Source organism: Paenirhodobacter sp., assembly GCF_047600745.1.
Classification (GTDB): domain Bacteria; phylum Pseudomonadota; class Alphaproteobacteria; order Rhodobacterales; family Rhodobacteraceae; genus Rhodobacter.
This window is the reverse complement of sequence record NZ_JASGKI010000004.1, coordinates 370,821-397,314: the sequence shown is the minus strand read 5'-3', so window position 1 is coordinate 397,314 and position 26,494 is coordinate 370,821. Positions and strand designations below refer to the sequence as shown.

At 63.8% G+C, this 26,494-nt stretch carries 29 protein-coding genes and 1 pseudogene; 27 read left to right on the top strand and 3 right to left on the bottom strand.

Features of this window, described 5'->3' with window-relative positions:
• The first annotated feature begins 38 nt into the window (after positions 1 to 38).
• The 26 genes and pseudogenes from glnA to QM789_RS10460 all read left to right on the top strand — a co-directional run bounded on the left by glnA (position 39) and on the right by QM789_RS10460 (position 21,871).
• Entirely contained in the window at positions 39 to 1,418 is a 1,380-nt protein-coding gene (gene glnA, locus QM789_RS10585) for a type I glutamate--ammonia ligase (protein WP_420353287.1), read from the top strand.
• A 105-nt stretch (positions 1,419 to 1,523) separates the two neighbouring features.
• Positions 1,524 to 2,453: an ACP S-malonyltransferase gene (gene fabD, locus QM789_RS10580; RefSeq protein ID WP_420351876.1), complete on the top strand. Its 930-nt coding sequence runs from the start codon at positions 1,524 to 1,526 to the stop codon at positions 2,451 to 2,453.
• Between the two features lie 79 nt (positions 2,454 to 2,532).
• Positions 2,533 to 3,270: a 3-oxoacyl-ACP reductase FabG gene (gene fabG / locus QM789_RS10575; protein ID WP_420351875.1), complete on the top strand. Its 738-nt coding sequence runs from the start codon at positions 2,533 to 2,535 to the stop codon at positions 3,268 to 3,270.
• Between the two features lie 196 nt (positions 3,271 to 3,466).
• On the top strand, positions 3,467 to 3,700 hold the full coding sequence (locus QM789_RS10570; protein WP_420351874.1) for an acyl carrier protein: 234 nt from the start codon (positions 3,467 to 3,469) through the stop codon (positions 3,698 to 3,700).
• Between the two features lie 65 nt (positions 3,701 to 3,765).
• On the top strand, positions 3,766 to 4,281 hold the full coding sequence (gene thpR / locus QM789_RS10565) for an RNA 2',3'-cyclic phosphodiesterase (protein ID WP_420351873.1): 516 nt from the start codon (positions 3,766 to 3,768) through the stop codon (positions 4,279 to 4,281).
• Between the two features lie 73 nt (positions 4,282 to 4,354).
• Positions 4,355 to 5,614, top strand: coding sequence for a beta-ketoacyl-ACP synthase II (gene fabF / locus QM789_RS10560; protein WP_420351872.1), 1,260 nt, complete (start codon positions 4,355 to 4,357; stop codon positions 5,612 to 5,614).
• Positions 5,615 to 5,616: 2 nt separating this feature from the next.
• Positions 5,617 to 6,783, top strand: a complete 1,167-nt coding sequence (gene mltG, locus QM789_RS10555; RefSeq protein ID WP_420353286.1) for an endolytic transglycosylase MltG — start codon at positions 5,617 to 5,619, stop codon at positions 6,781 to 6,783.
• A 208-nt stretch (positions 6,784 to 6,991) separates the two neighbouring features.
• On the top strand, positions 6,992 to 7,315 hold the full coding sequence (locus QM789_RS10550) for a hypothetical protein (protein WP_420351871.1): 324 nt from the start codon (positions 6,992 to 6,994) through the stop codon (positions 7,313 to 7,315).
• A complete protein-coding gene (locus QM789_RS10545; protein ID WP_420351870.1) occupies positions 7,239 to 8,612 on the top strand; it encodes a DNA-packaging protein in 1,374 nt (457 codons plus the stop codon). Before QM789_RS10550 ends, QM789_RS10545 begins: the two co-directional genes overlap by 77 nt.
• Positions 8,613 to 8,684: 72 nt before the next feature.
• Positions 8,685 to 9,860: a phage portal protein gene (locus tag QM789_RS10540; RefSeq protein WP_420351869.1), complete on the top strand. Its 1,176-nt coding sequence runs from the start codon at positions 8,685 to 8,687 to the stop codon at positions 9,858 to 9,860.
• 1 nt (position 9,861) lies between these two features.
• Positions 9,862 to 10,095 carry a GTA head formation protein, RCAP_rcc01685 family gene (locus QM789_RS10535; RefSeq protein ID WP_420351868.1) on the top strand — a complete coding sequence of 78 codons (234 nt, stop codon included), beginning with the start codon at positions 9,862 to 9,864 and terminating at the stop codon, positions 10,093 to 10,095.
• Positions 10,096 to 10,104: 9 nt separating this feature from the next.
• Complete coding sequence (locus QM789_RS10530; protein WP_420351867.1) at positions 10,105 to 10,665, top strand: HK97 family phage prohead protease; 561 nt, start codon at positions 10,105 to 10,107, stop codon at positions 10,663 to 10,665.
• Positions 10,666 to 10,701: 36 nt separating this feature from the next.
• The gene (locus QM789_RS10525; protein ID WP_420351866.1) at positions 10,702 to 11,892 is read left to right on the top strand and encodes a phage major capsid protein; all 1,191 of its coding nucleotides are present in this window, start codon (positions 10,702 to 10,704) and stop codon (positions 11,890 to 11,892) included.
• 136 nt (positions 11,893 to 12,028) lie between these two features.
• The gene (locus QM789_RS10520) at positions 12,029 to 12,622 is read left to right on the top strand and encodes a head-tail connector protein (protein ID WP_420351865.1); all 594 of its coding nucleotides are present in this window, start codon (positions 12,029 to 12,031) and stop codon (positions 12,620 to 12,622) included.
• Entirely contained in the window at positions 12,619 to 12,957 is a 339-nt protein-coding gene (locus QM789_RS10515; protein WP_420351864.1) for a head-tail adaptor protein, read from the top strand. The genes QM789_RS10520 and QM789_RS10515 overlap by 4 nt, the downstream gene beginning before the upstream one ends.
• Positions 12,954 to 13,361, top strand: coding sequence for a DUF3168 domain-containing protein (locus QM789_RS10510; protein WP_420351863.1), 408 nt, complete (start codon positions 12,954 to 12,956; stop codon positions 13,359 to 13,361). Before QM789_RS10515 ends, QM789_RS10510 begins: the two co-directional genes overlap by 4 nt.
• Before the next feature lie 36 nt (positions 13,362 to 13,397).
• The gene (locus QM789_RS10505) at positions 13,398 to 13,811 is read left to right on the top strand and encodes a phage major tail protein, TP901-1 family (RefSeq protein ID WP_420351862.1); all 414 of its coding nucleotides are present in this window, start codon (positions 13,398 to 13,400) and stop codon (positions 13,809 to 13,811) included.
• Between the two features lie 2 nt (positions 13,812 to 13,813).
• Entirely contained in the window at positions 13,814 to 14,131 is a 318-nt protein-coding gene (locus tag QM789_RS10500) for a gene transfer agent family protein (RefSeq protein ID WP_420351861.1), read from the top strand.
• Positions 14,128 to 14,361, top strand: coding sequence for a rcc01693 family protein (locus tag QM789_RS10495; protein ID WP_420351860.1), 234 nt, complete (start codon positions 14,128 to 14,130; stop codon positions 14,359 to 14,361). Before QM789_RS10500 ends, QM789_RS10495 begins: the two co-directional genes overlap by 4 nt.
• The gene (locus tag QM789_RS10490) at positions 14,351 to 15,013 is read left to right on the top strand and encodes a phage tail tape measure protein (RefSeq protein WP_420351859.1); all 663 of its coding nucleotides are present in this window, start codon (positions 14,351 to 14,353) and stop codon (positions 15,011 to 15,013) included. Before QM789_RS10495 ends, QM789_RS10490 begins: the two co-directional genes overlap by 11 nt.
• A 21-nt stretch (positions 15,014 to 15,034) precedes the next feature.
• Positions 15,035 to 15,667 carry a phage distal tail protein, Rcc01695 family gene (locus QM789_RS10485; protein WP_420351858.1) on the top strand — a complete coding sequence of 211 codons (633 nt, stop codon included), beginning with the start codon at positions 15,035 to 15,037 and terminating at the stop codon, positions 15,665 to 15,667.
• Positions 15,667 to 16,557: a DUF2163 domain-containing protein gene (locus QM789_RS10480; RefSeq protein ID WP_420351857.1), complete on the top strand. Its 891-nt coding sequence runs from the start codon at positions 15,667 to 15,669 to the stop codon at positions 16,555 to 16,557. The genes QM789_RS10485 and QM789_RS10480 overlap by 1 nt, the downstream gene beginning before the upstream one ends.
• The gene (locus tag QM789_RS10475) at positions 16,554 to 17,018 is read left to right on the top strand and encodes a peptidase (protein WP_420351856.1); all 465 of its coding nucleotides are present in this window, start codon (positions 16,554 to 16,556) and stop codon (positions 17,016 to 17,018) included. The genes QM789_RS10480 and QM789_RS10475 overlap by 4 nt, the downstream gene beginning before the upstream one ends.
• The gene (locus QM789_RS10470) at positions 17,018 to 20,935 is read left to right on the top strand and encodes a baseplate multidomain protein megatron (RefSeq protein ID WP_420351855.1); all 3,918 of its coding nucleotides are present in this window, start codon (positions 17,018 to 17,020) and stop codon (positions 20,933 to 20,935) included. The genes QM789_RS10475 and QM789_RS10470 overlap by 1 nt, the downstream gene beginning before the upstream one ends.
• A gap of 400 nt (positions 20,936 to 21,335) precedes the next feature.
• Positions 21,336 to 21,566 (top strand): annotated as a pseudogene (locus QM789_RS10465) (transposase); the annotation flags it as partial.
• Between the two features lie 11 nt (positions 21,567 to 21,577).
• Complete coding sequence (locus QM789_RS10460; RefSeq protein ID WP_420353285.1) at positions 21,578 to 21,871, top strand: hypothetical protein; 294 nt, start codon at positions 21,578 to 21,580, stop codon at positions 21,869 to 21,871.
• A 591-nt stretch (positions 21,872 to 22,462) separates the two neighbouring features.
• Here the strand turns inward: QM789_RS10460 and QM789_RS10455 are convergent.
• From QM789_RS10455 to QM789_RS10445, 3 genes are all read right to left on the bottom strand, one after another.
• The gene (locus tag QM789_RS10455) at positions 22,463 to 22,669 is read right to left on the bottom strand and encodes a cold-shock protein (RefSeq protein ID WP_420351854.1); all 207 of its coding nucleotides are present in this window, start codon (positions 22,667 to 22,669) and stop codon (positions 22,463 to 22,465) included.
• Between the two features lie 275 nt (positions 22,670 to 22,944).
• Complete coding sequence (locus tag QM789_RS10450; protein ID WP_420351853.1) at positions 22,945 to 23,865, bottom strand: MYG1 family protein; 921 nt, start codon at positions 23,863 to 23,865, stop codon at positions 22,945 to 22,947.
• 5 nt (positions 23,866 to 23,870) lie between these two features.
• On the bottom strand, positions 23,871 to 24,182 hold the full coding sequence (locus tag QM789_RS10445; protein ID WP_420351852.1) for an ETC complex I subunit: 312 nt from the start codon (positions 24,180 to 24,182) through the stop codon (positions 23,871 to 23,873).
• A 126-nt stretch (positions 24,183 to 24,308) separates the two neighbouring features.
• On the opposite strand from QM789_RS10445, the gene uvrB reads away from it, so the two are divergent.
• Positions 24,309 to 26,489: an excinuclease ABC subunit UvrB gene (gene uvrB, locus QM789_RS10440; RefSeq protein ID WP_420351851.1), complete on the top strand. Its 2,181-nt coding sequence runs from the start codon at positions 24,309 to 24,311 to the stop codon at positions 26,487 to 26,489.
• Positions 26,490 to 26,494: the final 5 nt, after the last annotated feature.

The following is a 26,494-nucleotide window of genomic DNA, read 5'->3' as shown; positions in this document are numbered from 1 at the left end:
GGTAATTGAATGAGCGCAGTCAAGAAGGCTTCGACCTGATGAAGGCCGAAGAAGTCGAATATGTCGACGTCCGTTTCACCGACCCGAAGGGGAAGCTCCAGCACGTCACGCTGGTCGCCGATCTGGTCGATGAAGACTGGTTCGACGAAGGCTTCATGTTCGACGGTTCGTCGATCGCCGGCTGGAAGTCGATCGACCAATCCGACATGAAGCTGATCGCGGATCCGACCTCGGTCTATATCGACCCGTTCTATGCGGAAAAGACGATGTGCGTGCATTGCAACGTCGTTGAACCCGACACCGGCGAGGCCTATTCGCGTGACCCGCGCGGCACCGCGGTGAAGGCCGAAGCCTATCTGAAGTCCTCGGGCGTGGGCGATGCGTTCTATTGCGGCCCCGAAGCCGAATTCTTCATCTTCGACGACGTGCGCTATTCGGTCACCCCGGCGAAGGTCGGCTATCAGATCGACGCGGAAGCGGCGGCCTGGAACACCGATGCGGAAATCGAAGGCGGCAACCTGGCGCACCGTGCGGCCCACAAGGGCGGCTATTTCCCGGTGAACCCGGTGGACGAAGCGCAGGATCTGCGCGGCGAAATGCTCTCCACCATGAAGCGCATGGGCATCAAGGTCGACAAGCATCACCACGAAGTGGCGACCTGTCAGCACGAGCTGGGCATGATCTTCGGCTCGCTGACCGAGCAGGCCGACAACATCCAGAAATACAAATACGTCATCCACAACGTCGCGGCCGCCTATGGCAAGACCGTGACCTTCATGCCGAAGCCGATGAAGGGCGACAACGGCTCGGGGATGCACGTCAACATGTCGATCTGGAAGGACGGCAAGCCGCTGTTCGCAGGAGACAAATACGCTGACCTGTCGCAGGAGGCGCTGTATTTCATCGGCGGCATCCTGAAGCATGCGAAGGCGCTGAACGCGCTGACCAACCCCTCGACCAACAGCTACAAGCGGCTGATCCCCGGGTTCGAGGCGCCGGTGCTGCGCGCCTATTCGGCCCGCAACCGGTCGGGCTGCGTCCGTATTCCGTGGACCGAATCGCCGAAGGCGAAGCGCGTCGAAGCCCGGTTCCCTGATCCCTCGGCGAACCCCTATCTGTGCTTTGCCGCGCTGCTGATGGCGGGTATCGACGGGATCAAGAACAAGATCGACCCGGGCCCGGCTTCGGACAAGGATCTGTACGATCTGCCGCCGGAAGAACTGGCCGCGATCCCGACCGTCTGCGGTTCGCTGCGCGAGGCGCTCGAAGAGCTGGAAAAGGACATGGACTTCCTGCTCGCAGGCGACGTGTTCACGAAGGACCAGCTCGAAGGCTATATCGCGCTGAAGTGGGAAGAGGTTTACGCCTACGAACACACGCCGCACCCGGTGGAATATGCGATGTATTATTCCTGCTGATTGCACGGCAGGATTACGGAAAGGGCGCCTTCGGGCGCCCTTTTGCGTTGGCTTGCCGAAAGGGCCTGCGCGGGCTAGACCGGGGAAAACAGGATGGAGGACGGCATGAGCCGAGCATTCGTATTCCCCGGTCAGGGCGCACAGACCATCGGCATGGGCCGGGCGCTGGCCGATGCCTATCCGGCGGCAAAGGCAGTTTTCGAGGAGGTGGACGCGGCTCTGGGGCAGGCGCTTTCGGCGCTGATCTGGGAGGGCGACATCGCGGAACTGACGCTGACGGCCAATGCGCAGCCCGCGCTGATGGCGACCTCGATCGCGGCGCTGCGGGCGCTGGAGGCGGAGGGGTTTGCGGTGACGGACGCGGCCTTTGTCGCGGGGCACAGCCTGGGGGAATATTCGGCGCTGTGTGCGGCGGGGAGCCTTGGGCTGAGCGATACGGCGCGGCTTCTGCGGATCCGGGGCGAGGCGATGCAATCGGCGGTGCCGGTGGGCGTGGGCGCGATGGCGGCGCTGCTGGGGCTTGATTTCGCGGCGGCCTCCGAGGTTGCGGCAGAGGCGGCGCAGGGCGAGGTCTGCCAGGCGGCGAATGACAACGATCCGGCGCAGGTGGTGGTTTCGGGCCACAAGGCGGCGGTCGAACGTGCGGTGGAGATCGCCAAGGCGCGCGGCGCGAAGCGGGCGCTGCTGCTGCCGGTGAGCGCGCCGTTCCATTGCGCGCTGATGCAGCCCGCGGCCGAGCGGATGGCCGGGGCGCTGGCGGAGGTCGCGCTGAAGGCGCCGGTGGTGCCGGTGGTGGCGAATGTGGTGGCCGAGGCGGTGACCGACCCCGAGGAGATCCGCCGCCTACTGGTGGCGCAGGTGACGGGATCGGTGCGCTGGCGCGAGAGCGTGCAGTGGATGGCCGGGCAGGGCGTCACGGAATTCTGGGAAATCGGCGCGGGCAAGGCGCTCTCGGGCATGATCAAGCGGATCGCGAAGGATACGGTCCAGAAGGCGATCGGCACGCCCGACGATATCGCCGCGCTGAAGGGATAGATTGAATTGCCGGGATGCGAGGCTGGCGGGACCGGGCGGCGGCTGTTAAGGACAGGGCGAATTGCGGGAAGGAGCGACGATGTTTGATCTGACGGGAAAGAACGCGCTGGTGACCGGGGCCTCGGGCGGGATCGGGGCCGCGGTGGCGCGCGCGCTGCATGCGCGGGGCGCGACGGTGGCGCTGTCGGGCACGCGGGTCGCACCGCTGGAGGCACTGGCGGCGGAACTGGGCGCGCGGGCACATGTCTGCGTGGCGAACCTGTCCGATGCGGCTTCGGTCGAGGCGCTGCCGAAGGCGGCGGCCGAGGCGATGGGATCGGTCGATATTCTGGTGAACAACGCGGGCATCACCCGTGACAACCTGTTCATGCGGATGTCGGATGACGAATGGCAATCGGTGTTGGACGTCAACCTGACGGCCTCGTTCCGGCTGATGCGGGGCGTGCTGCGCGGGATGATGAAGGCGCGGTGGGGGCGGATCGTCTCGGTCGGTTCGGTCGTCGGCGCGACGGGCAATCCGGGGCAGGGCAACTATGCCGCGACCAAGGCCGGGATCGTCGGCATGTCGAAATCGCTGGCCTATGAGGTGGCGAGCCGGGGCATCACGGTGAACTGCGTCGCGCCGGGCTTCATCGCCACGGCGATGACGGAAAAGCTGAACGACGAGCAGAAGGGCAAGATCCTGGGGCAGATTCCCGCCGGCCGGATGGGCGCGCCCGAGGACATCGCCGCGGCGGTGGTGTATCTGGCCAGCCCCGAGGCGGCCTATGTCACCGGCACGACATTGCACGTCAACGGCGGCATGGCCATGATCTGAGGGGCATGCGGCGCTTGCGAAACGGCTTGTGTTGGGGCAAGACTGTGATATGAGCGGCGCCGTGAGTTCCGGGGGTGACCCCGGGGAATGGCATTCGGTGCGGATGCCTCGAACGTCCGGAAAACGGGCGGCAAGCGCCCGGAACCGGGCAGGGATCAAGGGGACGGGCCTCGGGCCCTCTAACTGAGGAAGAGACATGAGCGACATCGCAGATCGCGTGAAGAAGATCGTCGTGGAGCATCTGGGCGTGGAAGAAGATAAGGTCACCGAGACCGCTTCGTTCATCGACGATCTGGGCGCGGACAGCCTCGACACCGTTGAGTTGGTCATGGCGTTCGAGGAAGAGTTCGGCATCGAGATCCCGGACGACGCCGCGGAAACCATCCAGACCTTCGGCGATGCGGTGAAGTTCATCACGGAAGCCGTGTAAGGCTTACCGAACGATGGTTCACGGACGGCGCCCCTTGGGGCGTCGTTTGCATTTGGGGGGATCGGATGCGGCTGTTCGTGGCTTTGGCGGTGCCGGAGGCGGTGGCGGGGCAGATCGTTGCCCTTCAGGAGATGCTGGGCACCGGGCGGCTGGTGCCGGAGGAGAACCTGCACCTGACGCTGGCCTTTCTGGGCGATGTGGCGGGGGCGGATCTGGCGGATCTGGACCTTGCGCTTGCGGATCTGCGCAGCCCGGCGCCGATGGTGGAACTGGCGGGGATCGACCTGTGGGACGAGGCGCTGGTGATCGGGGTGCGGGCGAATCCCGTGCTGGAGGCGCTGGCGCGCAAGGTTGCGGTTGCGGTGCGGGGCGTGGTCGAGATGCCGCGTCGCCGGTTCCGCCCGCATGTGACGCTCGCCCGGGTGCGGCCCGGCGATGCGGTGCGGGTCGGGCGGTTCCTGTCGGCGCGGGCGGATGCGGTGCTGACGCCCTTCGCGGCGGAGGGGTTCACCCTCTACCGCTCGCATCTGCGCGCCGAAGGGCCGCTATATGAGCCATTGGCGGAATATCCGCTGGGCTGAGGCAACTGCGTTGCGTGGCGCGGCGGGCGCGTGTATCAGGGCGGCAAAGGGGTTCTCTCAGAAGAGGTAGAGCATGCGTCGTGTTGTCGTCACGGGTCTGGGACTGGTTACGCCTTTGGCCAGCGGTGTCGAAGAGACATGGGCACGCCTGATCGCGGGCGAGTCCGGGGCCGGGCCGATCACCCGGTTCGATGCCACGAATGTCACGACCAAATATGCCTGCGAAATCCCGCGCGGCGATGGCACGAACGGTACCTTCAACCCCGACGACTGGATGGAGCCGAAGGACCAGCGCAAGGTCGATGACTTCATCCTGTATGCGATGGCGGCGGCGACGCAGGCGGTGAAGGATTCCGGCTGGGAACCCGAGGACGAAGACGCGCGTGAGCGGACGGGCGTAATGATCGGCTCGGGCATCGGCGGGCTTAAGACGATTGCCGACACCGCGGTGCTGATCAAGGAGCGCGGGCCGAAGCGGGTGAGCCCGTTCTTCATCCCCGCCTCGCTGATCAACCTTGCGTCGGGGCAGGTGTCGATCCGGTTCGGGTTCAAGGGGCCGAACCATTCGGTGGTGACGGCCTGTTCGACCGGGGCGCATGCGATCGGCGATGCGGCGCGGCTGATCATGCTGGGCGATGCGGATGTGATGGTCGCGGGCGGGGCGGAAAGCCCGATCTGCGAAATCGGCATCGCCGGGTTCAATGCCTGCAAGGCGCTGTCCACGCAGGCCGAGGATCCGAAGGCGGCGAGCCGCCCCTATGACGTCGACCGCGACGGGTTCGTAATGGGCGAGGGCGCGGGCGTCGTCGTGCTGGAAGAATACGAACATGCCAAGGCGCGCGGCGCGAAGATCTATGCCGAAGTGCTGGGCTATGGCCTGTCGGGCGACGCCTATCACATCACGGCGCCCTCCGAGGATGGCGATGGCGGCTTCCGCGCGATGAAGGCGGCGCTGGCGCGGGCCGGGCTGGACCCTTCGGCGGTGGATTACATCAACGCGCATGGCACCTCGACCATGGCGGATACGATTGAACTGGGCGCGGTCGAGCGGCTCTTGGGCGATTCGGCGGCGCAGGCCACGATGTCCTCGACAAAATCGTCGATCGGGCATCTGCTGGGTGCGGCAGGCGCGGTGGAGGCGATCTTCTGCATCCTCGCGATCCGCGATCAGGTGGCGCCGCCGACGCTCAACCTCGACACGCCAGCGGTGGAGGCGAAGCTCGACCTCGCGCCGAAGGTGGCGGTGAAGCGCAAGATCGACGTCGCGCTGTCGAACAGCTTCGGCTTCGGCGGGACCAACGCGAGCCTGGTGGTCGGCAAGGTCCGCGACTGATGCTGTGGCGCAATATCGCCTCCAACTTCCTGACGGTGCTGATCGTGGTGCTGGTGGCCTTGGGCGGTCTGGCCGCCTGGGCGAAGAAGCAATACGAGGGGCCGGGGCCGTTGGCGCAGGGCGTTTGCCTGCGGGTCGATCCGGGGGCGAGCTTTGCGCGGGTGTCCGAAGACCTGAAGGCGAAGGGGGCGATTTCCTCGGCCTATATCTTCCGGGCCGGGGCGGATTATGCCGATCTGACGCGACAGTTGAAGTTTGGCGCCTATCTGATCCGGCCGGGCAGTTCGATGGCCGATATCGCCACGCAGATCACGGCGGGCGGGCCGTCGACCTGCGGGACGGAACTGAACTACGTCATCGGCGTGAACGGTCAGCAGATGATCCTGCGCGAGATGGACCCGGCGAGCGGTGCCTATATCGAGGCAGCGAAGTTCGACCCGAAGGCCGGACCGGCGCCCGACGGCTTTGCCGAGGCGGCGCAGGCGCCGGATGTGCGGCTGCGGGTGACGCTGGCCGAGGGTGCCACGAGCTGGCAGGTGGTCGAGGCGCTGAAATCGGCCGATTTCCTGAAGGGCGATGTCGCGCAGGTGCCGCCGGAAGGCGCGCTGGCGCCGGATAGCTACGACCTGAAGCGCGGGGCGGATCGGTCGGCGCTGCTGGCCGAGATGCAGAAGCGTCAGGCGGCGATTCTGTCAGCGGCCTGGGAGAGCCGGGACGCGGGGCTGCCCTACAAGACGCCCGAGGAGGCGCTGGTCATGGCCTCCATCGTCGAGAAGGAAACCGGGGTGCCGGAAGAGCGGCGGCGCGTCGCGAGCGTTTTCGTCAACCGGCTGGAGCAGGGGATGCGGTTGCAGACCGATCCGACGGTGATCTATGGCCTGACGAAGGGCAAGGGCGTGCTGGGGCGCGGGCTGCGGCAATCCGAACTGGCGCGGCGGACGCCTTATAATACCTATGCGATTACCGGCCTGCCGCCGACGCCTATTGCGAATCCGGGGCGGGCGGCGATCGACGCGGCGCTGCATCCGGAGACGACTCGATACCTGTATTTCGTGGCCGATGGCACAGGTGGACATGTGTTCGCCAAATCGCTGGATGAGCATAATGCCAATGTCGCGAAATGGCGGCAGATCGAACGGTCCCAGGGCGCTGCACCATCAGGAGACTGATTTCATTGGATTATGTTTTCTGATGGATGATTTTAAACCATTGACAAATGGTTAAAAATCGGGGGTGCGTTTTTACGCTTGACTTGGCGAACGGTCTAATGTAGAAACATGTCATGCTAGGAGAAGTGGGTAAGCACCGCGGTTAACGCCGTCGGTGCTTTTTCATTTCGCTCGTGCGGAACAGGCATGAGAGGCGGGTTCCAGAAGTATGGATATGACCTTTTCGGGTGGGGACGGTTCTCCGGCATCGCTGCTGGAGGAAACTGAGGTTCTTTATCGTGAAATGGCCGAGGAATTGGCCCGGGCGATGCAGGAGCTGCGCCGGGGTGAGGCGAAGGATGCCAAGGTCGCGGTCGCCGCGGTCAAGGATCTTCGCACGGCCTTTCAGATGGTGATGGAAGAAAGGACACGCGTTGAAAAACTCCGCAAACAAGTTGCCGGGGTCGTCCAGGGACATGACCTCGACTTTGACGCAGCGCGGGCTGAAATCGGGCGCCGCCTGGCTCGCCTCCGCGACGCCGGAGACGGTTGACGCCTTTCTGGGGGCGCTGGATGACAATGCCCTGCTGGCGCTGCCGTGGATTTTCGAGTTCTGGGCGCTGCCGCATCAGCTACCACCGGCGGGGGCGTGGAAAAGCTGGGTGATCATGGGCGGTCGCGGCGCGGGGAAAACCCGGGCCGGGGCCGAATGGGTGCGCGGTCAGGTGGAGGGGGCGACGCCCCTGATGCCGGGCCGCGCAAGCCGGGTGGCGCTGGTGGGGGAGACCTTCGACCAGGTGCGCGACGTGATGATCTTTGGCGACAGCGGGATTCTGGCGTGTTCTCCGCCCGACCGGCGGCCGGCATGGGAGGCGACGCGGCGGCGGCTGGTCTGGCCCAACGGCGCGGTGGCGACGGCGTTTTCGGCGCATGAGCCGCAGATGCTGCGCGGGCCGCAATTCGATGCGGCCTGGGTCGATGAACTGGCGAAGTGGAAGAAGGCGGAGGAAACCTGGGACATGCTGCAATTCGCGTTGCGGCTGGGCGATCATCCGCAGCAGGTGGTTACCACGACGCCGCGCAACGTGGGGGTGCTGAAGACGATTTTGCACAACCCGTCGACGGTGGTGACCCATGCGCCGACCGAGGCGAACCGGGCCTATCTGGCGGCGTCGTTCCTTGAAGAAGTGCAGGCGCGCTATGCCGGAACGCGGCTGGGGCGGCAGGAGCTGGATGGCGTTCTGCTCGATGACATCGAGGGGGCGCTGTGGACGACGGCGGTTCTGGAGGCGGCGCGGATCGAGGATGTGCCGAAGCTCGACCGGATCGTGGTGGCGCTTGACCCTTCGGTAACCGGGGGGGCGGGGTCGGACGAATGCGGCATCGTCGTCGCGGGGGCGGTGACGAAGGGGCCGGTGCAGGATTGGCGGGCCTATGTGCTCGAAGATTGCACGGCGCATGGACGGCCGACCGACTGGGCGCGGGCGGCGATTGCGGCGATGCAGAAATGGGGGGCCGAGCGGCTGGTGGCCGAGGTCAACCAGGGCGGCGATCTGATCGAAAGCGTGCTGCGGCAGGTTGATCCGCTGGTGCCGTTCAAGGCGCTGCGGGCGGGGCGGGGCAAATCCGCGCGGGCCGAGCCGGTCGCCGCGCTTTATGAACAGGGCCGGGTGCGACACGTCCGGCATGGGCATCTTGGACCGCTGGAGGATCAGATGTGCCGGATGACGGTGCGCGGCTATGAGGGGCGCGGCTCGCCCGACCGGGTGGATGCGCTGGTCTGGGCGGTGACGGAACTGATCATCGAGCCATCGCTGCATCTGCGAAGGCCGCAGGTGCGCAGCCTCTGACAGCAGCGCGAGGGTCGGGGATTTCCCCGGCCCTTTTTTCATGGCCGCGCGGCGGTCGGGAAAGGGAATGGTATGGGGATCAACATCTTTCGCAAGACCGCGAGCGCGCCACCGGAGCGCAAAGCCTCGGTGACGGGGCGGATCGTGGCGATGGCGACGGGCAGCGGGCGCACGGTCTGGGGGCCGCGCGATACGGTCGGGCTGACGCGGAGCGGGTTCACCGGCAATCCGGTGGGGTTCCGCTGTGTCAAGCTGATCGCGGAGGCGGCGGCGGCGGTGCCGCTGGTGTGTCAGGATACAGAACGGCGCTACGATACGCATCCGCTGCTGGCGCTGATCCGGCGGCCGAATCCGGGGCAGGGACATGCGGAACTGTTCGAGGCGCTGTATGGCCAGATCCTGCTGTCGGGGAACGGCTATCTGGAAGCGGCGATGTTTGAGCCGGGCCTGCCGCGCGAACTGCATGTGCTGCGGTCGGACCGGATGTCGGTGGTGCCGGGCGCGGATGGCTGGCCGGTCGCCTATGAATATGCGGTGGGCGGGCGCAAGCACCGGTTCGACATGACCGGCCATCCGGATCCGATCTGCCATATCAAGAGCTTCCATCCGCAAGATGACCATTACGGGTTGAGCCCGATGCAGGCGGCGGCGGTGGCGCTCGACGTGCATAACTCGGCGAGTGCCTGGTCGAAGGCGCTGCTGGACAATGCGGCGCGGCCTTCAGGGGCAATCGTCTACAAGGGGTCGGACGGTCAGGGGACGCTGGCGCCCGAGCAATACGAGCGGCTGGTGTTCGAGATGGAGACCCACCATCAGGGCGCGCGCAACGCCGGGCGGCCGATGCTGCTGGAAGGCGGGCTCGACTGGAAGCCGATGGGGTTCAGCCCGTCGGACATGGAGTTCCACGAGACCAAGGTTTCGGCGGCGCGGGAGATCGCGGTGGCCTTCGGGGTGCCGCCGATGCTGCTCGGCATCCCGGGGGATGCGACCTATGCGAATTACGCGGAGGCGAACCGGGCGTTCTTCCGGCTGACGGTGCTGCCGCTGGCAACGCGGGTTTCGGCGGCGGTGGCGTGGTGGCTGTCCGGGTTCCTGGGGGAACAGGTCGATCTGCGGCCCGATCTGGACCAGGTGCCGGCACTGGCGGCGGAGCGCGATCAGCTCTGGGCGCGGATCGGGGCGGCGGAATTCCTGTCCGATACCGAAAAGCGTGTGCTGCTCGGCCTGCCGCCGGTGGCGGGGGAGTGAGATGTCCGAGGGTGGCTCGCGCTTTCTGAAGGAACCTTTCGAAGTTCACGAAAGGCGCTTCGAGACCACGGAGCGGATCATGGAATTGCAGTTCCGGCATCTGGAGGGGCGGCTCGGCAAGATCGAGGCGATGATCGAGGGGCTGGAGCGGCGGCTCTGGATGACGGTCTACGGCGTGGTCGCCGTGATCCTGACGCAGGCAGTGCAGGGCATCCTGCAATACGCCCCGAAATAGGAAAGTTTCATGAAAACCAGTGATTACGGTCTGGAATTGAAGTTCTGCCGCAGCGAGGCGGCGGTGAGCCTCGTCGATGGATCGGGGATCGAGGGCTATGCGAGCCTGTTCGGTCTGGCCGATCAGGGCGGCGATGTGGTGCAGCCGGGCGCCTATGCGCGCAGCCTGGCCCGCATCGCCGCCGGGGGCGGGTCGGTCAAGATGCTGTGGCAGCACGACCCGGCCCAGCCGATCGGCGTGTGGGAGGAGATCCGGGAAGACGACCGCGGCCTTTACGTCAAGGGCCGGTTGCTGACCGAGGTGGCGCAGGCCCGCGAGGCGGCGGCGCTGATCCAGGCGGGGGCGATCGACGGGCTGTCAATCGGCTACCGCACCGTTTCCGCGGCGAAGGACGGCAAGGGCCGCCGGTTGCTGGAGGAAGTCGATCTTTGGGAAGTGTCGCTGGTGACCTTCCCGATGCTGCGCGAGGCGCGGGTTGCGGCGAAGGGTGATGCCCTTGGCGGTGACCTTCTGCGCGAATTGGCCGCGGCCTTTACCGAGGCCACGGCCGAAATCGCGTCCATGCGCTGACCTGGACGCCATTCCCGAGGAGAAGAGGCAAGGAAGATGACCGAGATCACGCCCGGCGCAGGCCGGATCGAGGGTGAGGACCAGGCGGCTTCGGTGAAGTCCGCCCTGTCCGGGTTCCTGAATGAGCTCAAGGGCTTTCAGGGTGAAGTTAAATCGAAGCTCCAACAACAGGATGAGCGTTTGACCATGCTGCAAACCAAGACTTTCGCCGGCCGTCCGGCCCTTTCGACCGCCGCGACCGAAGAGGCGCCGCACCAGAAGGCCTTCGAGGCCTATGTGCGTTCGGGCAATGAGGATGCGCTGCGGAACCTGACGATCGAGGGCAAGGGGATGACCACTGCCGCTGCCAATGCCGAAGGCGGTTTCCTGGTTGACCCGCAGACCGCGGAGACGGTCACTTCGGTGCTGCGTTCGACCGCCTCGATCCGCATGATCGCCAATGTGGTGAACGTGGAAGCGACCTCCTATGACGTGCTGATCGACCGGGCGGATATCGGTTCCGGCTGGGCTTCCGAGACGGCGGTGCTGACCGAGACCGCTTCGCCGCAGATCGAGCGGATCCAGATCCAGCTGCACGAACTGTCGGCCATGCCCAAGGCGTCGCAGCGGCTGCTGGACGATGCGGCCTTTGATGTCGAGGGCTGGCTGGCGTCGCGCATCGCCGAGAAATTCGCGCGGGCGGAGGCTGCGGCCTTTGTCTCCGGCGATGGCGTCGACAAGCCGAAGGGGTTCCTGATGGTCGGGCAGGAGCCCCACGCAACCTGGAAATGGGGCAAGCTGGGCTATATTGCCACCGGCGCGGCGGGGGATTTCAAATCGGACAAGCCTTCCGATGCCATCGTCGATCTGGTCTATGCGCTGAACGCGGAATACCGGGCGAATGCCAGCTTCGTGATGAATTCGAAGACGGCGGGCGCGGTGCGCAAGATGAAGGATGCCGATGGCCGCTTCCTGTGGACGGACAGCTTTACCGCCGGTGAGCCCGCGCGCCTGATGGGTTATCCGGTGCTGATCGCCGAGGATATGCCCGATATCGGCGCGAATGCCTATGCGATCGCCTTCGGTGATTTCACCTCGGGCTACACCATCGCGGAACGTCCGGACCTGCGGATCCTGCGCGATCCCTTCTCGGCCAAGCCGCATGTGCTGTTCTACGCATCGAAGCGTGTTGGCGGCAGCGTCAGCGATTTCGCCGCGATCAAGCTGCTGAAGTTCGCCGCCTCGTAAGGGGTGACGGCGTGGCCGGGGGCATTCCCCGGCCCGGCGGACGCGGGTCCGACTGCCGTCGCCTAGCTGCTCCCTCCGTCCGAGCGGCGGCGGGAGGGCCCGCGTCCGGTTTTGCTGCGAATTTCGGAGAGTGTCGATGATGCTGAGAGAGATTTCGGTGGTGCCAAATTCGGCGCTGCCGCTGGATGAATTTGCCAGTCACATGCGATTGGGGACCGGGTTTTCCGGCGCCGGGGGGGAAGATGCCGCGCTGATCGCCTATCTGCGGGCCGCGTTGGCGGCGATCGAGGGGCGGACGGCGAAAGTGCTGCTGTCGCGCGATTTCACCCTGTCGCTCGCCTATTGGCGCGGATCGGTGCAGCCGCTGGCGGTGGCGCCGGTGAGCGCGGTGACCGAGGTGCGGATCGTTGGCGCCGATGGCACGGTGACCACGGTCGAGCCCGAGCGCTACCGGCTGGTGCGGGATCTGGCGCGGCCGCGACTGGAGGGGCGGGGCGGCATGCTGCCGGTGCTGCCGGAGGGGGCGACGGCGGAAATCGACCTGACCGCGGGGTTCGGGCCGGAATGGTCCAACCTGCCCGTCGATCTTCAGCAGGCGGTGTTCCTGCTGGCCACGCAATATTTTGAACTGCGCCACGATGGGGCCGCCGAAATCAGCGCCATGCCCTTTGGGGTGATGGCGCTGATCGAGCGGTGGCGGACGGTGCGGGTGCTGGGGGGGCGGGGATGAGCCTTCCGAGGTTGAACCGCCCGCTGGTTCTGGAAGAGGCGGTCCGGACCCAGGACGGCGCAGGCGGGGCGCGGCTGACCTGGCAGGCGTTGGGCACCCTTTGGGCCGAGGTCACGCCGGGCACGGGGGTCGAGCGCGCGGGCGAATTCGTGCGGCTGGCCTCGGTGCCGTTCCGGATCGTCGTGCGGGCATCGCCGCAGGGATCGGCACAACGTCCCCGCCCCGAGCAGAGGTTCCGCGATGGCGCGCGGATCTTCCGCATCCTGGCCGTCGCCGAACATGATCTGGGGCAGCACTATCTGGTCTGCTTCGCGCGCGAGGAGATTGCGGCATGAGTTATGGCGTTACGGCGGCCCTGCAAACGGCGGTCTATCAGGCGCTGGCCGCAGATCCGGTGATTTCGAGGCTGGTGGGCGCGGCGGTCTATGACGCGGTTCCGCCCGGCACGCTTGCCGGCACCTATGTCTCGCTCGGGCCGGAGGATGTTCAGGACGCCTCGGACAAGACGGCGGGCGGGGCGCGGCACGATTTCGTCGTGTCCGTCGTCACATCCGAGGCCGGGTTTTCGCAGGCCAAGGAAGTGGCCGCCGCCGTGTCGGATGTGCTGTGCGGGGCGGATCTGGGGCTGAGCCGGGGCAGGCTGGTCGGGATCTGGTTTCTCAAGGCGCAGGCGCGCCGGGTGGAAAAGGTCAACCAGCGGCGGATCGACATCACCTTCCGGGCGCGCGTCGAGGACTGACGCGCCCCAACGGGATTTTCATTTCGGAGTAGTCACATGGCAGCGCAGAACGGCAAAGACCTTCTGATCAAGCTCGATCTTACCGGGGCGGGACAGTTCGAGACCATCGCGGGGCTGCGCGCCTCGCGCATCAGCTTCAACGCCGAGACGGTGGATGTCACCTCGCTCGAAAGCCCCGGCGGCTGGCGCGAACTGCTGGCGGGCGCGGGGGTCCGGTCGGCGTCGATCTCGGGCTCCGGGGTGTTCAAGGACGATGCGACGGACGAACGCGCGCGGCAGATCTTCTTTGACGGGGAGATGCCGGAGTTTCAGGTCATCATCCCCGATTTCGGCATCGTGCAGGGCGTGTTCCAGATCACCGCGATCGAATATTCGGGGAGCTACAACGGCGAGGCGACCTATGAAATGACGCTGGCTTCGGCCGGCAAGATGACCTTCACGGCGGTCTGATCATGGCGAACCCCTGGGCGGGAGAGGTCGAGGTCAGGCTCGACGGTGTGGCGCATCCGGCGAAGCTGACGTTGGGCGCGCTGGCGGAGCTTGAGGCGGAGGTCGGCGGTTCGGTTCTGGCGCTGGTGCGGCGGTTCGAGGCCAACGACTTTGCCATGCGCGACGTTCTGGCGGTGCTGCTGGCCGGGCTGCGCGCGGCGGGCTGGCAGGGCACGGCGGCGGATCTGCGACAAGCGGATCTGGGGGTCGGGGCGCTTGGCGCGGCGCGGATCGCTGCGGAACTGCTGGTGCGGGCCTTTCAGGTGCCGGGGCAGGAATGAGCGAGCGGCTCGACTGGCCCGGACTGATGCGGGCCGGGCTGCGCGGTCTTGGGCTGCGGCCGACCGAGTTCTGGGCGCTGACCCCGGCGGAACTGTCGCTGATGCTGGGGCGGGAGGCTGCGAAGCCGCCGCTGACGCGCTCCCGGTTGAGCGAGCTTGCGCGGAAATGGCCCGATCTGCCCCCATCCGGGGGCGGGGCGAAATCCCCGGAGGATGAGAATGAGCGATAGCGACAAGCTGGACGACCTGAGCCAGCGCACGGCCGACCTTGAGCGCAGCCTCGATGCGGCGGTTTCGGTCACGGGCACGTTCAACGACGAACTGCTGCAACTGCGGGAGGGGATGCTTTACACCACCCGCGAAGTGGGCGTGCTGGCCAACAGCATCGGGCGCAATCTGGGCAACGCCTTCCAGGCCGTGGTCTTCAACGGCGAAAGCCTGTCGCACGCGCTGACCAAGCTGGCCGAGAACATCTCGATGACGGCCTACAACATCGCGACCAAGCCCGTCGAACAGGCGGTGGGGTCGACGGTGGCGAACGGGTTGAATTCGCTGCTCAGCGGGGTGCTGCCCTTCGCCAATGGCGGCGCCTTCAGCCAGGGGCGGGTGATGCCCTTTGCCAAGGGCGGTGTCGTCAGCAGTCCCGTCAGCTTCCCGATGCGGGGGGCGACGGGGTTGATGGGTGAGGCAGGGGCCGAGGCGATCATGCCGCTGACACGCGGCGCAGACGGGCGGCTCGGGGTGCAGAGCTCGGGCGGGGGCCGTGCCGTGAACGTGACAATGAACGTGACAGCACAGGATGCGACGAGCTTCATGCGCAGCCAGAGCCAGATCGCCGCGCAGATCAACCGCGCCCTGTCGCGCGGGCAGCGCAACGCCTGAACCGAATTGCAGGAGGGAAGCATGGCATTTCATGAGGTCCGATTCCCGGCGAACCTGAGCTTTGGCTCGGTCGGCGGTCCGGAACGGCGCACCGAGATCGTGACGCTGCAAAACGGGTTCGAGGAACGCAACAGCCCCTGGGCTCATTCGCGCCGCCGCTATGATGCGGGGGTGGGGCTGCGGTCGCTCGACGATGTGGAGCGGCTGATCGCGTTTTTCGAAGCGCGCAGTGGGCAGCTACACGGGTTCCGCTGGAAAGACTGGTCGGATTACAAAAGCTGTCCGGCCTCGCGCGAGGTGGATTTCGAGGATCAGTTGCTGGGCATCGGCGACGGGGTGACGACCGTATTTCAACTGGCGAAGACCTACCGCTCCGGCGGGGTGGACTATGTGCGACCGATCCGCAAGCCGGTTGATGGCACGGTTCAGGCCGGGCTCATGGGGTCTCAGCGCGCGGAGACGGTACATTACGATGTCGATCTGACGACGGGTGTGATCACGTTCTACGACCCGCCGCCCGCCGGTGCGCGTGTCACGGCCGGTTTTGAATTCGATGTGCCGGTGCGGTTCGACACCGACGGCATTCAAGTCTCGGTGCAGTCGTTCGGGGCGGGCGATCTGCCGCAGGTGCCAGTGGTGGAGGTTCGGATCTGATGAGCTATCCCGAGGATTTTCAGGCCCATATGGCCACCGGCTGCACCACCGTCGCACGCGCCTGGGCGGTGGCCCGCAAGGATGGCAGGCAGTTGGGCTTTACCGATCATGACGGCACACTGGTGTTTGAGGGGATCACTTTTGAACCCGACAGCGGGATGACGGCACGGGCGCTTGCCCAAGGGACGGGGCTGTCCGTCGATAACAGCGAAGCCTATGGCGCGCTGAGTTCCGATGCGATCCGGGAGGAGGACATCCTTGCGGGCCGCTATGACGGGGCCGAGGTGCGCAGCTGGCTGGTGAACTGGGCCGATGTATCGCAGCGCGCGCTGATCTTTCGCGGTACCTTCGGCGAAATCAGCCGGGGCGCCGGGGCGTTCACGGTCGAGTTGCGCGGGCTGACCGAACCGCTGGGGCAGGAAAAGGGCCAGATCTACCATCCGCGCTGTTCGGCCATTCTGGGCGATCGACGCTGCAAATTCGCCACGTTGACCGAAGGCTATTTCGCCGAGATCGCGGTGGAGACGGTGCAGGATGCACGGGTGTTCCGGTTCGATGCGTTTGCGGATTTCGCAGAGCGCTGGTTCGAGAAGGGGCGGTTCCAGGTGCTGAGCGGCAAGGCGGCGGGACTGATCGGCATCATCAAGAACGACCGGACCGCTGCGGACGGATCGCGGACGATCGAGTTGTGGCAGCGGTTGGGGGCGGAGGTGTCGGCGGGCGACATGGTGCGGCTGGAAGCGGGCTGTGACCGCCGTGCCGAGACCTGCCGGATGAAGTTCGACAACTTCCTGAATTTCCGGGGATTCCCGCATATTCCGGGTGAGGACTGGCTGACGTCCTATCCGGTTTCGAGCGGCACGAATGACGGAGGAAGCCTGTTCAAATGAGCGAGACTTCTACGGGGCTGCGGGCCGTTGGGATTGCGCGCGGCTGGATCGGGACGCCCTATGTGCATCAGGCGTCGGTTCAGGGCGCAGGCACCGATTGCCTGGGCCTGTTGCGGGGGATCTGGCGCGCGCTCTATCGCCATGAGCCGGAAAGCGTGCCGCCCTATACCCCCGATTGGGCGGAGCCCTCCCGGGAGGAGCGGCTTTGGGCGGCGGCACGGCGGCATCTGCTCCCGTTGTCGGAGGTGGTCGGTTCGCCGCCCGATGGCCCGGGCGAGGTGCTGCTGTTCCGGCTGCGGCAAGGCGCCGTGGCCAAGCATCTGGGCATTTCCGCCATGGGCGGCTCTGGCCCGAGTTTCATTCACGCCTACACTGGACATGGGGTGATCGAAAGCCCCCTGTCCCAGCCTTGGCAACGCCGGATCGTCGCGCGTTTCGCCTTTCCTGAAGGAGCCGTCTGATGGCAACGATTCTGCTTTCCGCTGCGGGTGGTGCGATTGGGGCGGGGTTCGGGGGCACGATCCTCGGCCTGTCCGGTGCGGTCATGGGGCGAGCCGTGGGGGCGGTGCTGGGCCGCGCGATCGACCAGCGCCTGCTTGGATCCGGCTCGCAAAGCGTCGAGACCGGCCGGGTCGAGCGGTTCCGCCTGACCAGCGCCAGTGAGGGGGATGGGGTCGGGATCCTGTGGGGGCGGATGCGCGTTTCCGGACAGATCATCTGGGCGACGCGGTTCTTCGAGACCAAATCGGTGCAGAAGAGCGGCAAGGGCACTTCTCAACGGGTCACGACGACCAGCTACAGCTATTCGGTGAGCCTCGCGATCGCCCTGTGCGAGGGCGAGATTCTGCGGGTGGGGCGGGTCTGGGCCGATGGGACGGAAATCGACCGCTCCGCGCTGAACATGCGCGTCTACACCGGATCCGAGGCGCAGCAGCCCGATCCGAAGATCGAGGCGGTCGAGGGGCTGGGGATGGCGCCGTCCTATCGTGGCATCGCCTATGTGGTGATCGAGGATCTCGAACTCGGCGCCTTTGGCAATCGCGTGCCGCAGTTCAATTTCGAGGTGGTTCGGGCCGCGCAGGGCGCGGGCGCCGACACGGTTCCGGATCTGGTCCGGGGGGTGAAAGCGGTTGCACTGATTCCGGGGACCGGCGAATATTCACTGGCGACGACACCGGTTTACGAGCGGCAGCGGGACAGCAAGCTCGCGAAGTCGGTTGCGGTGAACCAGAATGCGCCGGGAGGTGTGACGGATTTTCGCGCCTCGCTCACCATGCTTGAGGAAGAGCTGCCGGAGTGCGGTTCGGTCTCGCTGGTGGTGTCGTGGTTTGGCAACGATCTGCGCTGTGGCCAGTGCGAAATCCGGCCAAAGGTGGCGGACAAGACCGTCGATGGCACCAATATGCCGTGGCGTGTCTCCGGCCTTGGCCGGGCGGATGCCTTGGAAATCCCCAAGCTGGGAGAGAAGGGCTCGGTGTATGGCGGCACGCCGTCGGACGCATCGGTGATCGAGTCGATTCGGGCGTTGCGGGCGGCGGGCAAGGACGTGGTATTCTATCCTTTCATCCTGATGGAGCAGATGCAAGGGAATACACTGCCGGATCCCTGGACGGGGGCGGAGGGGCAACCGCCGCTGCCTTGGCGCGGGCGGATCACGCTTTCGATGGCGCCGGGTCGCGAGGGCAGTCCGGATGGGACCGCAGCCGCTGCGCATGAGGTTGCAGCGTTTTTCGGTATGGCGCAGCCGTCGCAATTTTCCAGCGCTAAAGACACGGTGTCCTATTCCGGGCCCGAGGAATGGTCGATGCGCCGCTTCATCCTGCACTATGCGCATCTGTGTGCATTGGCGGGCGGGGTGGATGCTTTCTGTATCGGAACGGAAATGGTCGCCCTGACGCAAATCCGCGGGGCGAATAACAGATTCCCTTCAGTCGATGCGCTGCGGAAACTGGCGGCAGAGGTGCGTTCCATTCTCGGGCCGGACTGCAAGATCGGTTATGCGGCGGACTGGTCAGAGTATTTCGGCTATCATCCCGGGAATGGCGATGTGTTCTTCCATCTGGATCCGCTTTGGGCTGATAAGAATATCGACTTCATCGGGATCGACAACTATATGCCGCTATCTGACTGGCGCGATGGTGAAGAACATCTGGATGCTCATTGGGGGGCTATCTACAACCTCGATTATCTGAAATCCAACATCGAGGGTGGCGAGGGCTATGATTGGTATTATGCACTGGATGAACATCGTGATGCGCAGGTTCGCACTCCGATCACAGATGGATATGACGAGCCTTGGGTGTGGCGTTATAAGGATATCCGGAACTGGTGGTCGCACCTTCATCATGATCGTATGAACGGTGTGAGGAAAGATGCGCCGACGGACTGGATTCCCGGATCGAAGCCGATCTGGTTCACGGAACTTGGATGCGCCGCGGTCAATAAAGGAACGAACCAGCCGAACAAATTTCTGGATCCGAAAAGTTCCGAATCGAGCTTGCCACATTTTTCGGATGGGCGTCGCGATGAATTGATTCAGATGCAATACCTCCGCGCAATGACGGATTACTGGGAACGGGAGGAGAATAATCCAGTAGCCACGCTTTACAATGGTCGAATGCTGGACACTCGTCGAATGCATGTCTGGGCATGGGATGCGCGACCCTATCCGCAATTCCCACAGTTGGGAAATATCTGGGCGGATGGTGAAAATTACGCACGGGGACACTGGATATCTGGACGGGTTTCCTCACAGCCTCTGGCGAGTGTGGTCGGGGAAATATGTGCGCGATCCGATGTGACGGAGATAGATACCAGCGCGCTTTATGGCCTGGTCCGTGGGTTTACGATGACTGGGGGACAGACTGCGCGTTCTGCACTTCAGACACTGATCCTTGCCTATGGTTTTGAGGCGCTTGAGCGGAATGGCAAGATCGTTTTTCGCATGCGCGATGGTCGTGTCGACGCGCATATCCCGATTGATCGGTTGGTTGTGAGTGATGAACATGCGGTTCTGGAATATATGCGCTCTCCGGATGTTGATACGGCTGGCCGTATGCGGATTGCCTATATCGAGGCCGATGGCGATTTCGAAACCCGCGCGGTAGAGGCGATCTTTCCGGATGAAGAAGGAAACGCGGCAGCTGGTTCTGAACTTCCGCTGACGCTCACACGCTCGCAGGCACAAGGTACGGCGGAACGCTGGCTGAGCGAAGCACGCGTTGCACGGGATGGGGCAAAATTCGCTCTTCCGCCGTCTCTGGGCATGTTTGGAGCGGGTGATGTGTTGGCGCTGCCGATGGAAGAAGGCGTTCGGCGGTATCGCGTAGATCGCACCGAACGCTCCGACGCGCTTTCCGTCGAAGCGGTTCGCGTCGAGCCTTCGGTCTATGAACCATCGGACGAGGCAGAAGATATTCCGACACCGAAACCATATTCTGCCCCGGTCCCCGTTACGCCCGTTTTCATGGATCTGCCACTGATGACAGGCAATGAGGATCCGATTTCTCCCCATCTGGCGGTTTCGGTCAATCCTTGGCCTGGTGCAGTTGCCGTATATTCTTCAGTTGAAGACGATGGCTATGCACTGAACCACACCCTAAGCACCAGGGCGAGCATCGGCGTTACATTGTCACCACTGCTCGCTGCGCAACCGGGATTGTGGGATCGTGGCGCACCTCTTCGGGTTCAGATGGAATATGGGACGCTCGAATCTGTTTCGGATATGCGTCTTTTAAACGGAGCAAACCTTTTGGCGATTGGCGACGGGGCAAGCGAAAACTGGGAATTGCTTCAATTTATGGATGCAGTTCCTGTTTCCAAGAATATTTGGGATATCAGTCTTCGACTGCGTGGACAATTGGGGACAGATGCGAAAATGCCGGATGTATGGCCTGAGGGAAGTCGGATCGTCTTGATGGACGGCGCAGTTGAGCAGGTCCAGATGCCGGCATCCACCCGTGGATTGGCACGGCATTTTCGAGTGGGATCCGCACGCAACCCTTATGATGATGCCTCTTATGTTCATGTTGTCGAAAGTTTCAAGGGATCCGGTTTGCGCCCCCTGAGCCCCTGCCATCTGAGGAGTGCAGTGTCATCGGAGGGGGTATCTTTCAAATGGGTGCGCCGCACGCGTATCGACGGAGACAGTTGGGAGGGTCTTGATGTGCCCTTGGGTGAAGCCAATGAAAGTTATCGTATTCGTATTCTTAAGGGAACGGAGGAAATTCGTCAGATGGTAGTGACGTCCCCAAGATGGGTATATGATCCGGTTATGATGGCATTGGATGGAATATCTGAAAGTTTCGATATTGAAGTAGCCCAAATATCAGAAACCTATGGGATTGGGGCGATGAATTTAAAAAAGGTGATACTGTGATCTGTTTCTATAATTATGTTTTGATCAGTGGAAAAATTCAGATTTTATGAACGGTATACCGATTTCAAGTTTTGGTAGTTGTTAATAATCTGTCCGGATTGACCATGACTCTCTGATCGTGAATTTCGTCTGTCATGGCAAAGGTTGGCGGGATCTCTTGTTGAGCGGACTCAGCCACCACAGGAGTATAAGTAGGCGTAACATAGAAGGACCGCGCATGGATTGCATGGTCCGGGCGTCGTGGATGGGCTTTAAGGTAAGGAGGTCGATGGACACAGGGGTTTTAGTTTAGAGAAGACCCTGAACTAGCCCCCGTTTAGACCGGGATCTCAGGCCAAAAGATGGAGGCTTAGGCTTATGCCTGAGCACATGCTTATGGCTAACGTAGAGATCATCTCGATCGCGGCGCAATGGCGTGGCGCCGAACCTGCTATATCGTTGGCGGCGTCTGATGTTCGAAAGGGGAAGCATCGCCGTGACCGAAGACGGCGATGTCACCAGCAACCGCGTCGTGCGGGAGATGGAAAGCCGCATTCGCGAGCTGGAACGCCAGCTCTGGTGCAAGACCCTCGAAGCGGAGATCCTGGGTGAGGCGCTGGACAAGTCACAGATAAAAAACCGATGTTAGCAATGAGTACGAGCATGGATGGCAGCGCCAAACGGTGGGCGGCCAAGCGCGAAACGGCGCTGGCGATCGAGATCATCCAAGGCAAGACGATGGTGGTCGAAGCCAGCCGGTCCTTCGATCTTTCCTTTTCGGAGATCAAGGCCATAATCGAGCACGAGCCGTCTTTCGGCTACCGAATCGCGGTCTGGCCTCCGGGGTGCAATAAGAACATGGTTCAGGAGGTCTTTCAGCTCAAGGGCTGGCAGGAAACGACCGGGGGATGCGTCCCGCATCGCGGCGATCCCGTCTGGGGCCAAAACGCTGGTTGACCGACAGAACGGTATGGCGGGGCCACGCTGGCCTTGGTCATGGATTGCCGCACCCACGAACTGCCGGGCTAGAATCTGTCGCGCTCCGGCAAAGCCACAACCTGCTGGAACATGCGTCGATCACCAGGTTCGGCACCTTGGACCGGGTGTCAGCGGAGTTCCTCCTGAGGTTGGACAACGGCCTGGTTTTACAGTCGCAAATTCACGGCCACGGTCCGCAGCTACAGCCTGAAGCAGGCGTTCATCACCCCGCAGCAAAACGGCGTGGTCCGGACACTGAAAGAGCAATGCGGGCATCGCCTGCCGCACGACGGTATCCAGCACGCAACCCGCACCATCGGCGACGGGATCAGCTCCTACAACAGCCGCCCTCCACATGCGCTCGCAATGCGCACGCTTGAGAAGCCACTCAGAGTCGCCGCTTAAACTGAGCAGAGTCCGCAGGGGAAAGACACTCAGAAATCATGACTCCCAGCACAGGGCTGCGCCGTTGCGCTTGCAAAATATCCACCTGTCGCACAAAAGATGCCTGCCAAAACGAAAAAGCCAGCCCCGACGGGCTGGCTCAATGCTATCATCCGGATAGCGGGATCAGGCGAGTTGGAGATCCGTCGCCGATTCTTTGCCATCACGGCCGGTTTGGAGCTCGTAGCTCACCGCTTGCCCGTCGGCGAGGCCGCGAAGACCCGCGCGTTCCACGGCAGAGATATGCACGAACACGTCCTTGCCGCCCTTTTCCGGAGCGATGAAGCCGTAGCCTTTGGTTGCATTAAACCATTTCACGGTGCCATTGGCCATCGTGATGTCCTTTCTGATCATGCTGCCCGCGAAATTGCGACAGCCCGGCACAGACAAAATCGAACGCTGGCCGGTTAAGGATCAGTAACGAAGAAGCGATGCCTGCTTAATATAGCCAGAATCGCGCCAGATGCAAACATCTATAGAATAAAATCACGGTGATTGAGGGTCGTACAGCCGCCTGTCTTGCCGGAACGGATGCTCTCAGCGCGTCCAGAGGATCAGATAGATAGGGCAGGGATGCCATCCCAAGCCCATAAAATAATGAAATGTTGTCAGTTGGTTGCCTGCGAAACGGCGATCTGCGCCATGCGCAGAATGGCCTCCCGGCTGTCGGCAACGGCAATGAAGCGGGCGTTGTGACAGAACTTTGCTCCGCTGACACCGGAAGCGGCTTCGAGCGCCTCGTCCGTCAACCCCGCCCAAGCTTCGGGGAGGTCAGCGCGTTGGGCGAAGCTACCTTTCTCTTTGCGAATCCCGTTCAGCGCCCAGTCCCCGTTCCGCGGATGGATGACGAACAGAAGATGCTCCGCCCCCGCGCGCCCGATGGCGGAACCATAAGGCATCGGGCCGGGAAGCTCCAGAATCCGATCGGTGCCGGCGCGGGCTATGGCCGCTTCGACGATGGTTTCGGCTCGCCGCTGACCGGCGGCGCGGGCTATGGCCGCTTCGACAAAACTCCGGGCAACGGGGAGGGCGGCGGCAAAGGCGCGGTCCTCGGCGTCGGGGGTGAGGTCATCCCAGACCGGCTTGAGACTTTCGAGCAACACCGGCAGCGTCAGCCCCGCCAGCGGCCCGGCCACAGAAGGGTCAACCGCGCCATTGTCCATCAGGTCAATGGGGAGGACGAATCCGGCATCGAAACCGGCATGGATCGGGTCGATGTCCGCTTCGGGGATGGCCAGCGCCCGCAGGTAATCCCGCCCGAATTGTCGCCAGATCAGGCCAAACGAACTGAACGGCTGGCCATCCGGGCGCAGCGGCGCGGGGCGTTGGTGGTGGTCGAACACCCGCGCTTCGGGGTCGAAGGCGCGACCGACGTCATAGATGATACGCCCCGGCCCGGGGGTGATCCACTCCGCCGCGCGGCTGCGTACAATCTCGGCCTGCGGGAAAAGCCGCATCAGGATGACGGAGGACAGCAACTCATCAGCATGGAACCCACCCGAATGGGTGATCAGATGGGTAACTTCCATGGCGGTCAGTGCGTCCAGTTCGCGCGGCGGCCCGAGGCGAAATTCTCGCCATAGCCACCGGGGCGGATGTTGGCAGCGCGTTTGTGCGGCTCGGTCACAGCATAGTCGATGCCGTGTTCCTTGGCATAGGCTTCGGCGGCCTCGCGGCTGTCGAACCTCAGGCGGACCTGAGTCTGGGTGTCGTCCGAGCTGGTCCAGCCCATCAGAGGGTCGATCTCGCGCGCATCGGCGGGCTGATAGTCGAGATACCAGAAATGCGTCTTCGCCTGACCGGATTGCATGGCGTTGCGGGCTGGCTGATAGATGCGGGCGCGCATGGGAGTCCCTCTCGAAAAATCGCCTTTTCCTGCTGATAGCCGATCCGTGGAAAAAGGCAAGCACCACGCCCCCCTTGAAAGGGAACGGAAAGAGGACAAATCTGTGGCGAACCCCGGAGGGCCGAAATGCCGCACAACAACACCAACCTGCCGACGGACCGCTTTGATGTGCTGACCCGGCCGAAGCTGGAAGGCGGGCGGAGGTTCGTCATGCATACCGGGTTTTCACCGGCGGGCGACCAGCCCACCGCGATCGCGGAACTGGCGGGTGGAGTGCTGGCGGGGGAGCATGATCAGGTGCTGCTTGGCGCGACGGGCACGGGCAAGACCTTCACCATGGCGAAGGTCATCGAACAGACACAGCGCCCGGCGATCATTCTGGCGCCGAACAAGACGCTCGCCGCGCAATTGTATGGCGAATTCAAGAGCTTCTTCCCCGAGAACTCGGTCGAGTATTTCGTCAGCTATTACGACTATTATCAGCCCGAAGCCTATGTTCCGCGCACCGACACCTATATCGAGAAGGAGTCGATGATCAACGAGCAGATCGACCGGATGCGCCACTCTGCCACCCGCGCGCTTTTGGAACGTGACGATGTGATCATCGTGGCCTCGGTCAGTTGCATCTACGGTATCGGCTCGGTCGAGACCTATTCGGCGATGACGCAGGACATGACGGTCGGGCAGTTGTATGACCAGCGCCGGTTTCTGGCCGAACTCGTCGCGCAGCAATACAAACGACTGGATGCGGCGTTCCAGCGCGGCAGCTTCCGGGTCAAGGGCGATACGGTGGACCTGTGGCCCGCGCACCTCGAAGACCGCGCATGGCGGTTCAGCTTCTTTGGAGAGGAGCTTGAGAAGATTGACGAATTCGATCCGCTGACCGGGCAGAAGACCGATACGTTCAAGCAGATCCGGATCTATGCGAACAGCCACTACGTCACGCCGCGCCCGACGCTGCAACAGGCGATCAAGCAGATCCGGGTCGAGTTGGCGCAGCAGTTGAAGAAGTTCAACGACGAGGGCAAGCTGCTGGAGGCGCAGAGGCTTGAACAGCGCACGAACTTCGACCTGGAAATGCTTGAAGCGACAGGGATGTGCAGCGGGATCGAGAACTATTCCCGCTATCTGACCGGGCGTGCCCCGGGCGAGCCGCCGCCGACGCTGTTTGAGTTCATCCCGGACAATGCCATTGTTTTCGCGGATGAATCCCACGTTACCGTGCCGCAGATCGGCGGGATGTATCGGGGCGACTTCCGGCGCAAGTTCACGCTGGCGGAACACGGATTCCGCTTGCCTAGTTGCACCGACAACCGCCCGCTGAAGTTCGAGGAATGGGACGCGATGCGGCCGCAGTCGGTCTTCGTTTCAGCCACCCCGGCGAAATGGGAGATGGAGCAGGCGGGCGGCGTCTTTGCCGAACAGGTCATCCGCCCCACCGGCCTTCTGGATCCGGAGGTGGAAATCCGCCCGGTGGAGACGCAGGTGGACGATGTGCTGGATGAAATCCGCAAGGTCGCAGCGCGGGGGCTGCGGGTTCTGGTCACCACGCTCACCAAGCGCATGGCCGAGGATCTGACAGAATACCTGCACGAACAGGGCATCCGCGTGCGCTACATGCATTCGGACATCGACACGATCGAGCGGATCGAGATTTTGCGCGACCTGCGGCTTGGCGCTTTCGATGTTTTGATTGGAATCAACCTGTTGCGGGAAGGTCTTGATATTCCGGAATGCGGGCTGGCGGCGATTCTGGACGCGGATAAAGAGGGGTTCCTGCGCTCGGAAACCTCGCTGATCCAGACGATCGGGCGCGCGGCGCGCAATGCCGAGGGGCGGGTGATCATGTATGCCGACCGGATCACCGGCTCGATGGAGCGGGCGATTTCCGAAACCGACCGGCGCCGCGCGAAGCAGATGGCCTACAACCTAGAACACGGGATCACGCCGCAGACCGTGAAGAAGAATGTCGAGGACGTTCTGGCCGGGCTGTGGCAGGGCGATACCGATCTGGCCCGCGTCACCGCGCAGATCGAGGCGCCGAAGGTCGGGGCGAATCTGTCCGCGCATCTGGACGATCTGCGGGGCCGGATGCGCAAGGCGGCGGAGAACCTGGAGTTCGAGGAGGCCGCCCGGCTGCGCGACGAGATCAAGCGGCTGGAGGCGGTGGAACTCGCCGTGGCGGACGATCCGCTGGCGCGGCAATCGGTGGTGGAAGAGGCCGCCGGGCAGGCTGTCGCCGCGCGCGGACGGTCTACCGCCGGTCGGCCCGGACAGCGCGGCGGGGTCAAGAAGAAACGCCGCTAGGAGGG

Coding starts and splice junctions, on each gene's coding strand:
- glnA (WP_420353287.1), top strand. CDS start 39: ATGAAGGCCGAAGAAGTCGAATATGTCGACGTCCGTTTCACCGACCCG.
- fabD (WP_420351876.1), top strand. CDS start 1,524: ATGAGCCGAGCATTCGTATTCCCCGGTCAGGGCGCACAGACCATCGGC.
- fabG (WP_420351875.1), top strand. CDS start 2,533: ATGTTTGATCTGACGGGAAAGAACGCGCTGGTGACCGGGGCCTCGGGC.
- QM789_RS10570 (WP_420351874.1), top strand. CDS start 3,467: ATGAGCGACATCGCAGATCGCGTGAAGAAGATCGTCGTGGAGCATCTG.
- thpR (WP_420351873.1), top strand. CDS start 3,766: ATGCGGCTGTTCGTGGCTTTGGCGGTGCCGGAGGCGGTGGCGGGGCAG.
- fabF (WP_420351872.1), top strand. CDS start 4,355: ATGCGTCGTGTTGTCGTCACGGGTCTGGGACTGGTTACGCCTTTGGCC.
- QM789_RS10550 (WP_420351871.1), top strand. CDS start 6,992: ATGGATATGACCTTTTCGGGTGGGGACGGTTCTCCGGCATCGCTGCTG.
- QM789_RS10545 (WP_420351870.1), top strand. CDS start 7,239: ATGACCTCGACTTTGACGCAGCGCGGGCTGAAATCGGGCGCCGCCTGG.
- QM789_RS10540 (WP_420351869.1), top strand. CDS start 8,685: ATGGGGATCAACATCTTTCGCAAGACCGCGAGCGCGCCACCGGAGCGC.
- QM789_RS10535 (WP_420351868.1), top strand. CDS start 9,862: ATGTCCGAGGGTGGCTCGCGCTTTCTGAAGGAACCTTTCGAAGTTCAC.
- QM789_RS10530 (WP_420351867.1), top strand. CDS start 10,105: ATGAAAACCAGTGATTACGGTCTGGAATTGAAGTTCTGCCGCAGCGAG.
- QM789_RS10525 (WP_420351866.1), top strand. CDS start 10,702: ATGACCGAGATCACGCCCGGCGCAGGCCGGATCGAGGGTGAGGACCAG.
- QM789_RS10520 (WP_420351865.1), top strand. CDS start 12,029: ATGATGCTGAGAGAGATTTCGGTGGTGCCAAATTCGGCGCTGCCGCTG.
- QM789_RS10515 (WP_420351864.1), top strand. CDS start 12,619: ATGAGCCTTCCGAGGTTGAACCGCCCGCTGGTTCTGGAAGAGGCGGTC.
- QM789_RS10510 (WP_420351863.1), top strand. CDS start 12,954: ATGAGTTATGGCGTTACGGCGGCCCTGCAAACGGCGGTCTATCAGGCG.
- QM789_RS10505 (WP_420351862.1), top strand. CDS start 13,398: ATGGCAGCGCAGAACGGCAAAGACCTTCTGATCAAGCTCGATCTTACC.
- QM789_RS10500 (WP_420351861.1), top strand. CDS start 13,814: ATGGCGAACCCCTGGGCGGGAGAGGTCGAGGTCAGGCTCGACGGTGTG.
- QM789_RS10495 (WP_420351860.1), top strand. CDS start 14,128: ATGAGCGAGCGGCTCGACTGGCCCGGACTGATGCGGGCCGGGCTGCGC.
- QM789_RS10490 (WP_420351859.1), top strand. CDS start 14,351: ATGAGCGATAGCGACAAGCTGGACGACCTGAGCCAGCGCACGGCCGAC.
- QM789_RS10485 (WP_420351858.1), top strand. CDS start 15,035: ATGGCATTTCATGAGGTCCGATTCCCGGCGAACCTGAGCTTTGGCTCG.
- QM789_RS10480 (WP_420351857.1), top strand. CDS start 15,667: ATGAGCTATCCCGAGGATTTTCAGGCCCATATGGCCACCGGCTGCACC.
- QM789_RS10475 (WP_420351856.1), top strand. CDS start 16,554: ATGAGCGAGACTTCTACGGGGCTGCGGGCCGTTGGGATTGCGCGCGGC.
- QM789_RS10470 (WP_420351855.1), top strand. CDS start 17,018: ATGGCAACGATTCTGCTTTCCGCTGCGGGTGGTGCGATTGGGGCGGGG.
- QM789_RS10460 (WP_420353285.1), top strand. CDS start 21,578: ATGGATGGCAGCGCCAAACGGTGGGCGGCCAAGCGCGAAACGGCGCTG.
- QM789_RS10455 (WP_420351854.1), bottom strand. CDS start 22,669: ATGGCCAATGGCACCGTGAAATGGTTTAATGCAACCAAAGGCTACGGC.
- QM789_RS10450 (WP_420351853.1), bottom strand. CDS start 23,865: ATGGAAGTTACCCATCTGATCACCCATTCGGGTGGGTTCCATGCTGAT.
- QM789_RS10445 (WP_420351852.1), bottom strand. CDS start 24,182: ATGCGCGCCCGCATCTATCAGCCAGCCCGCAACGCCATGCAATCCGGT.
- uvrB (WP_420351851.1), top strand. CDS start 24,309: ATGCCGCACAACAACACCAACCTGCCGACGGACCGCTTTGATGTGCTG.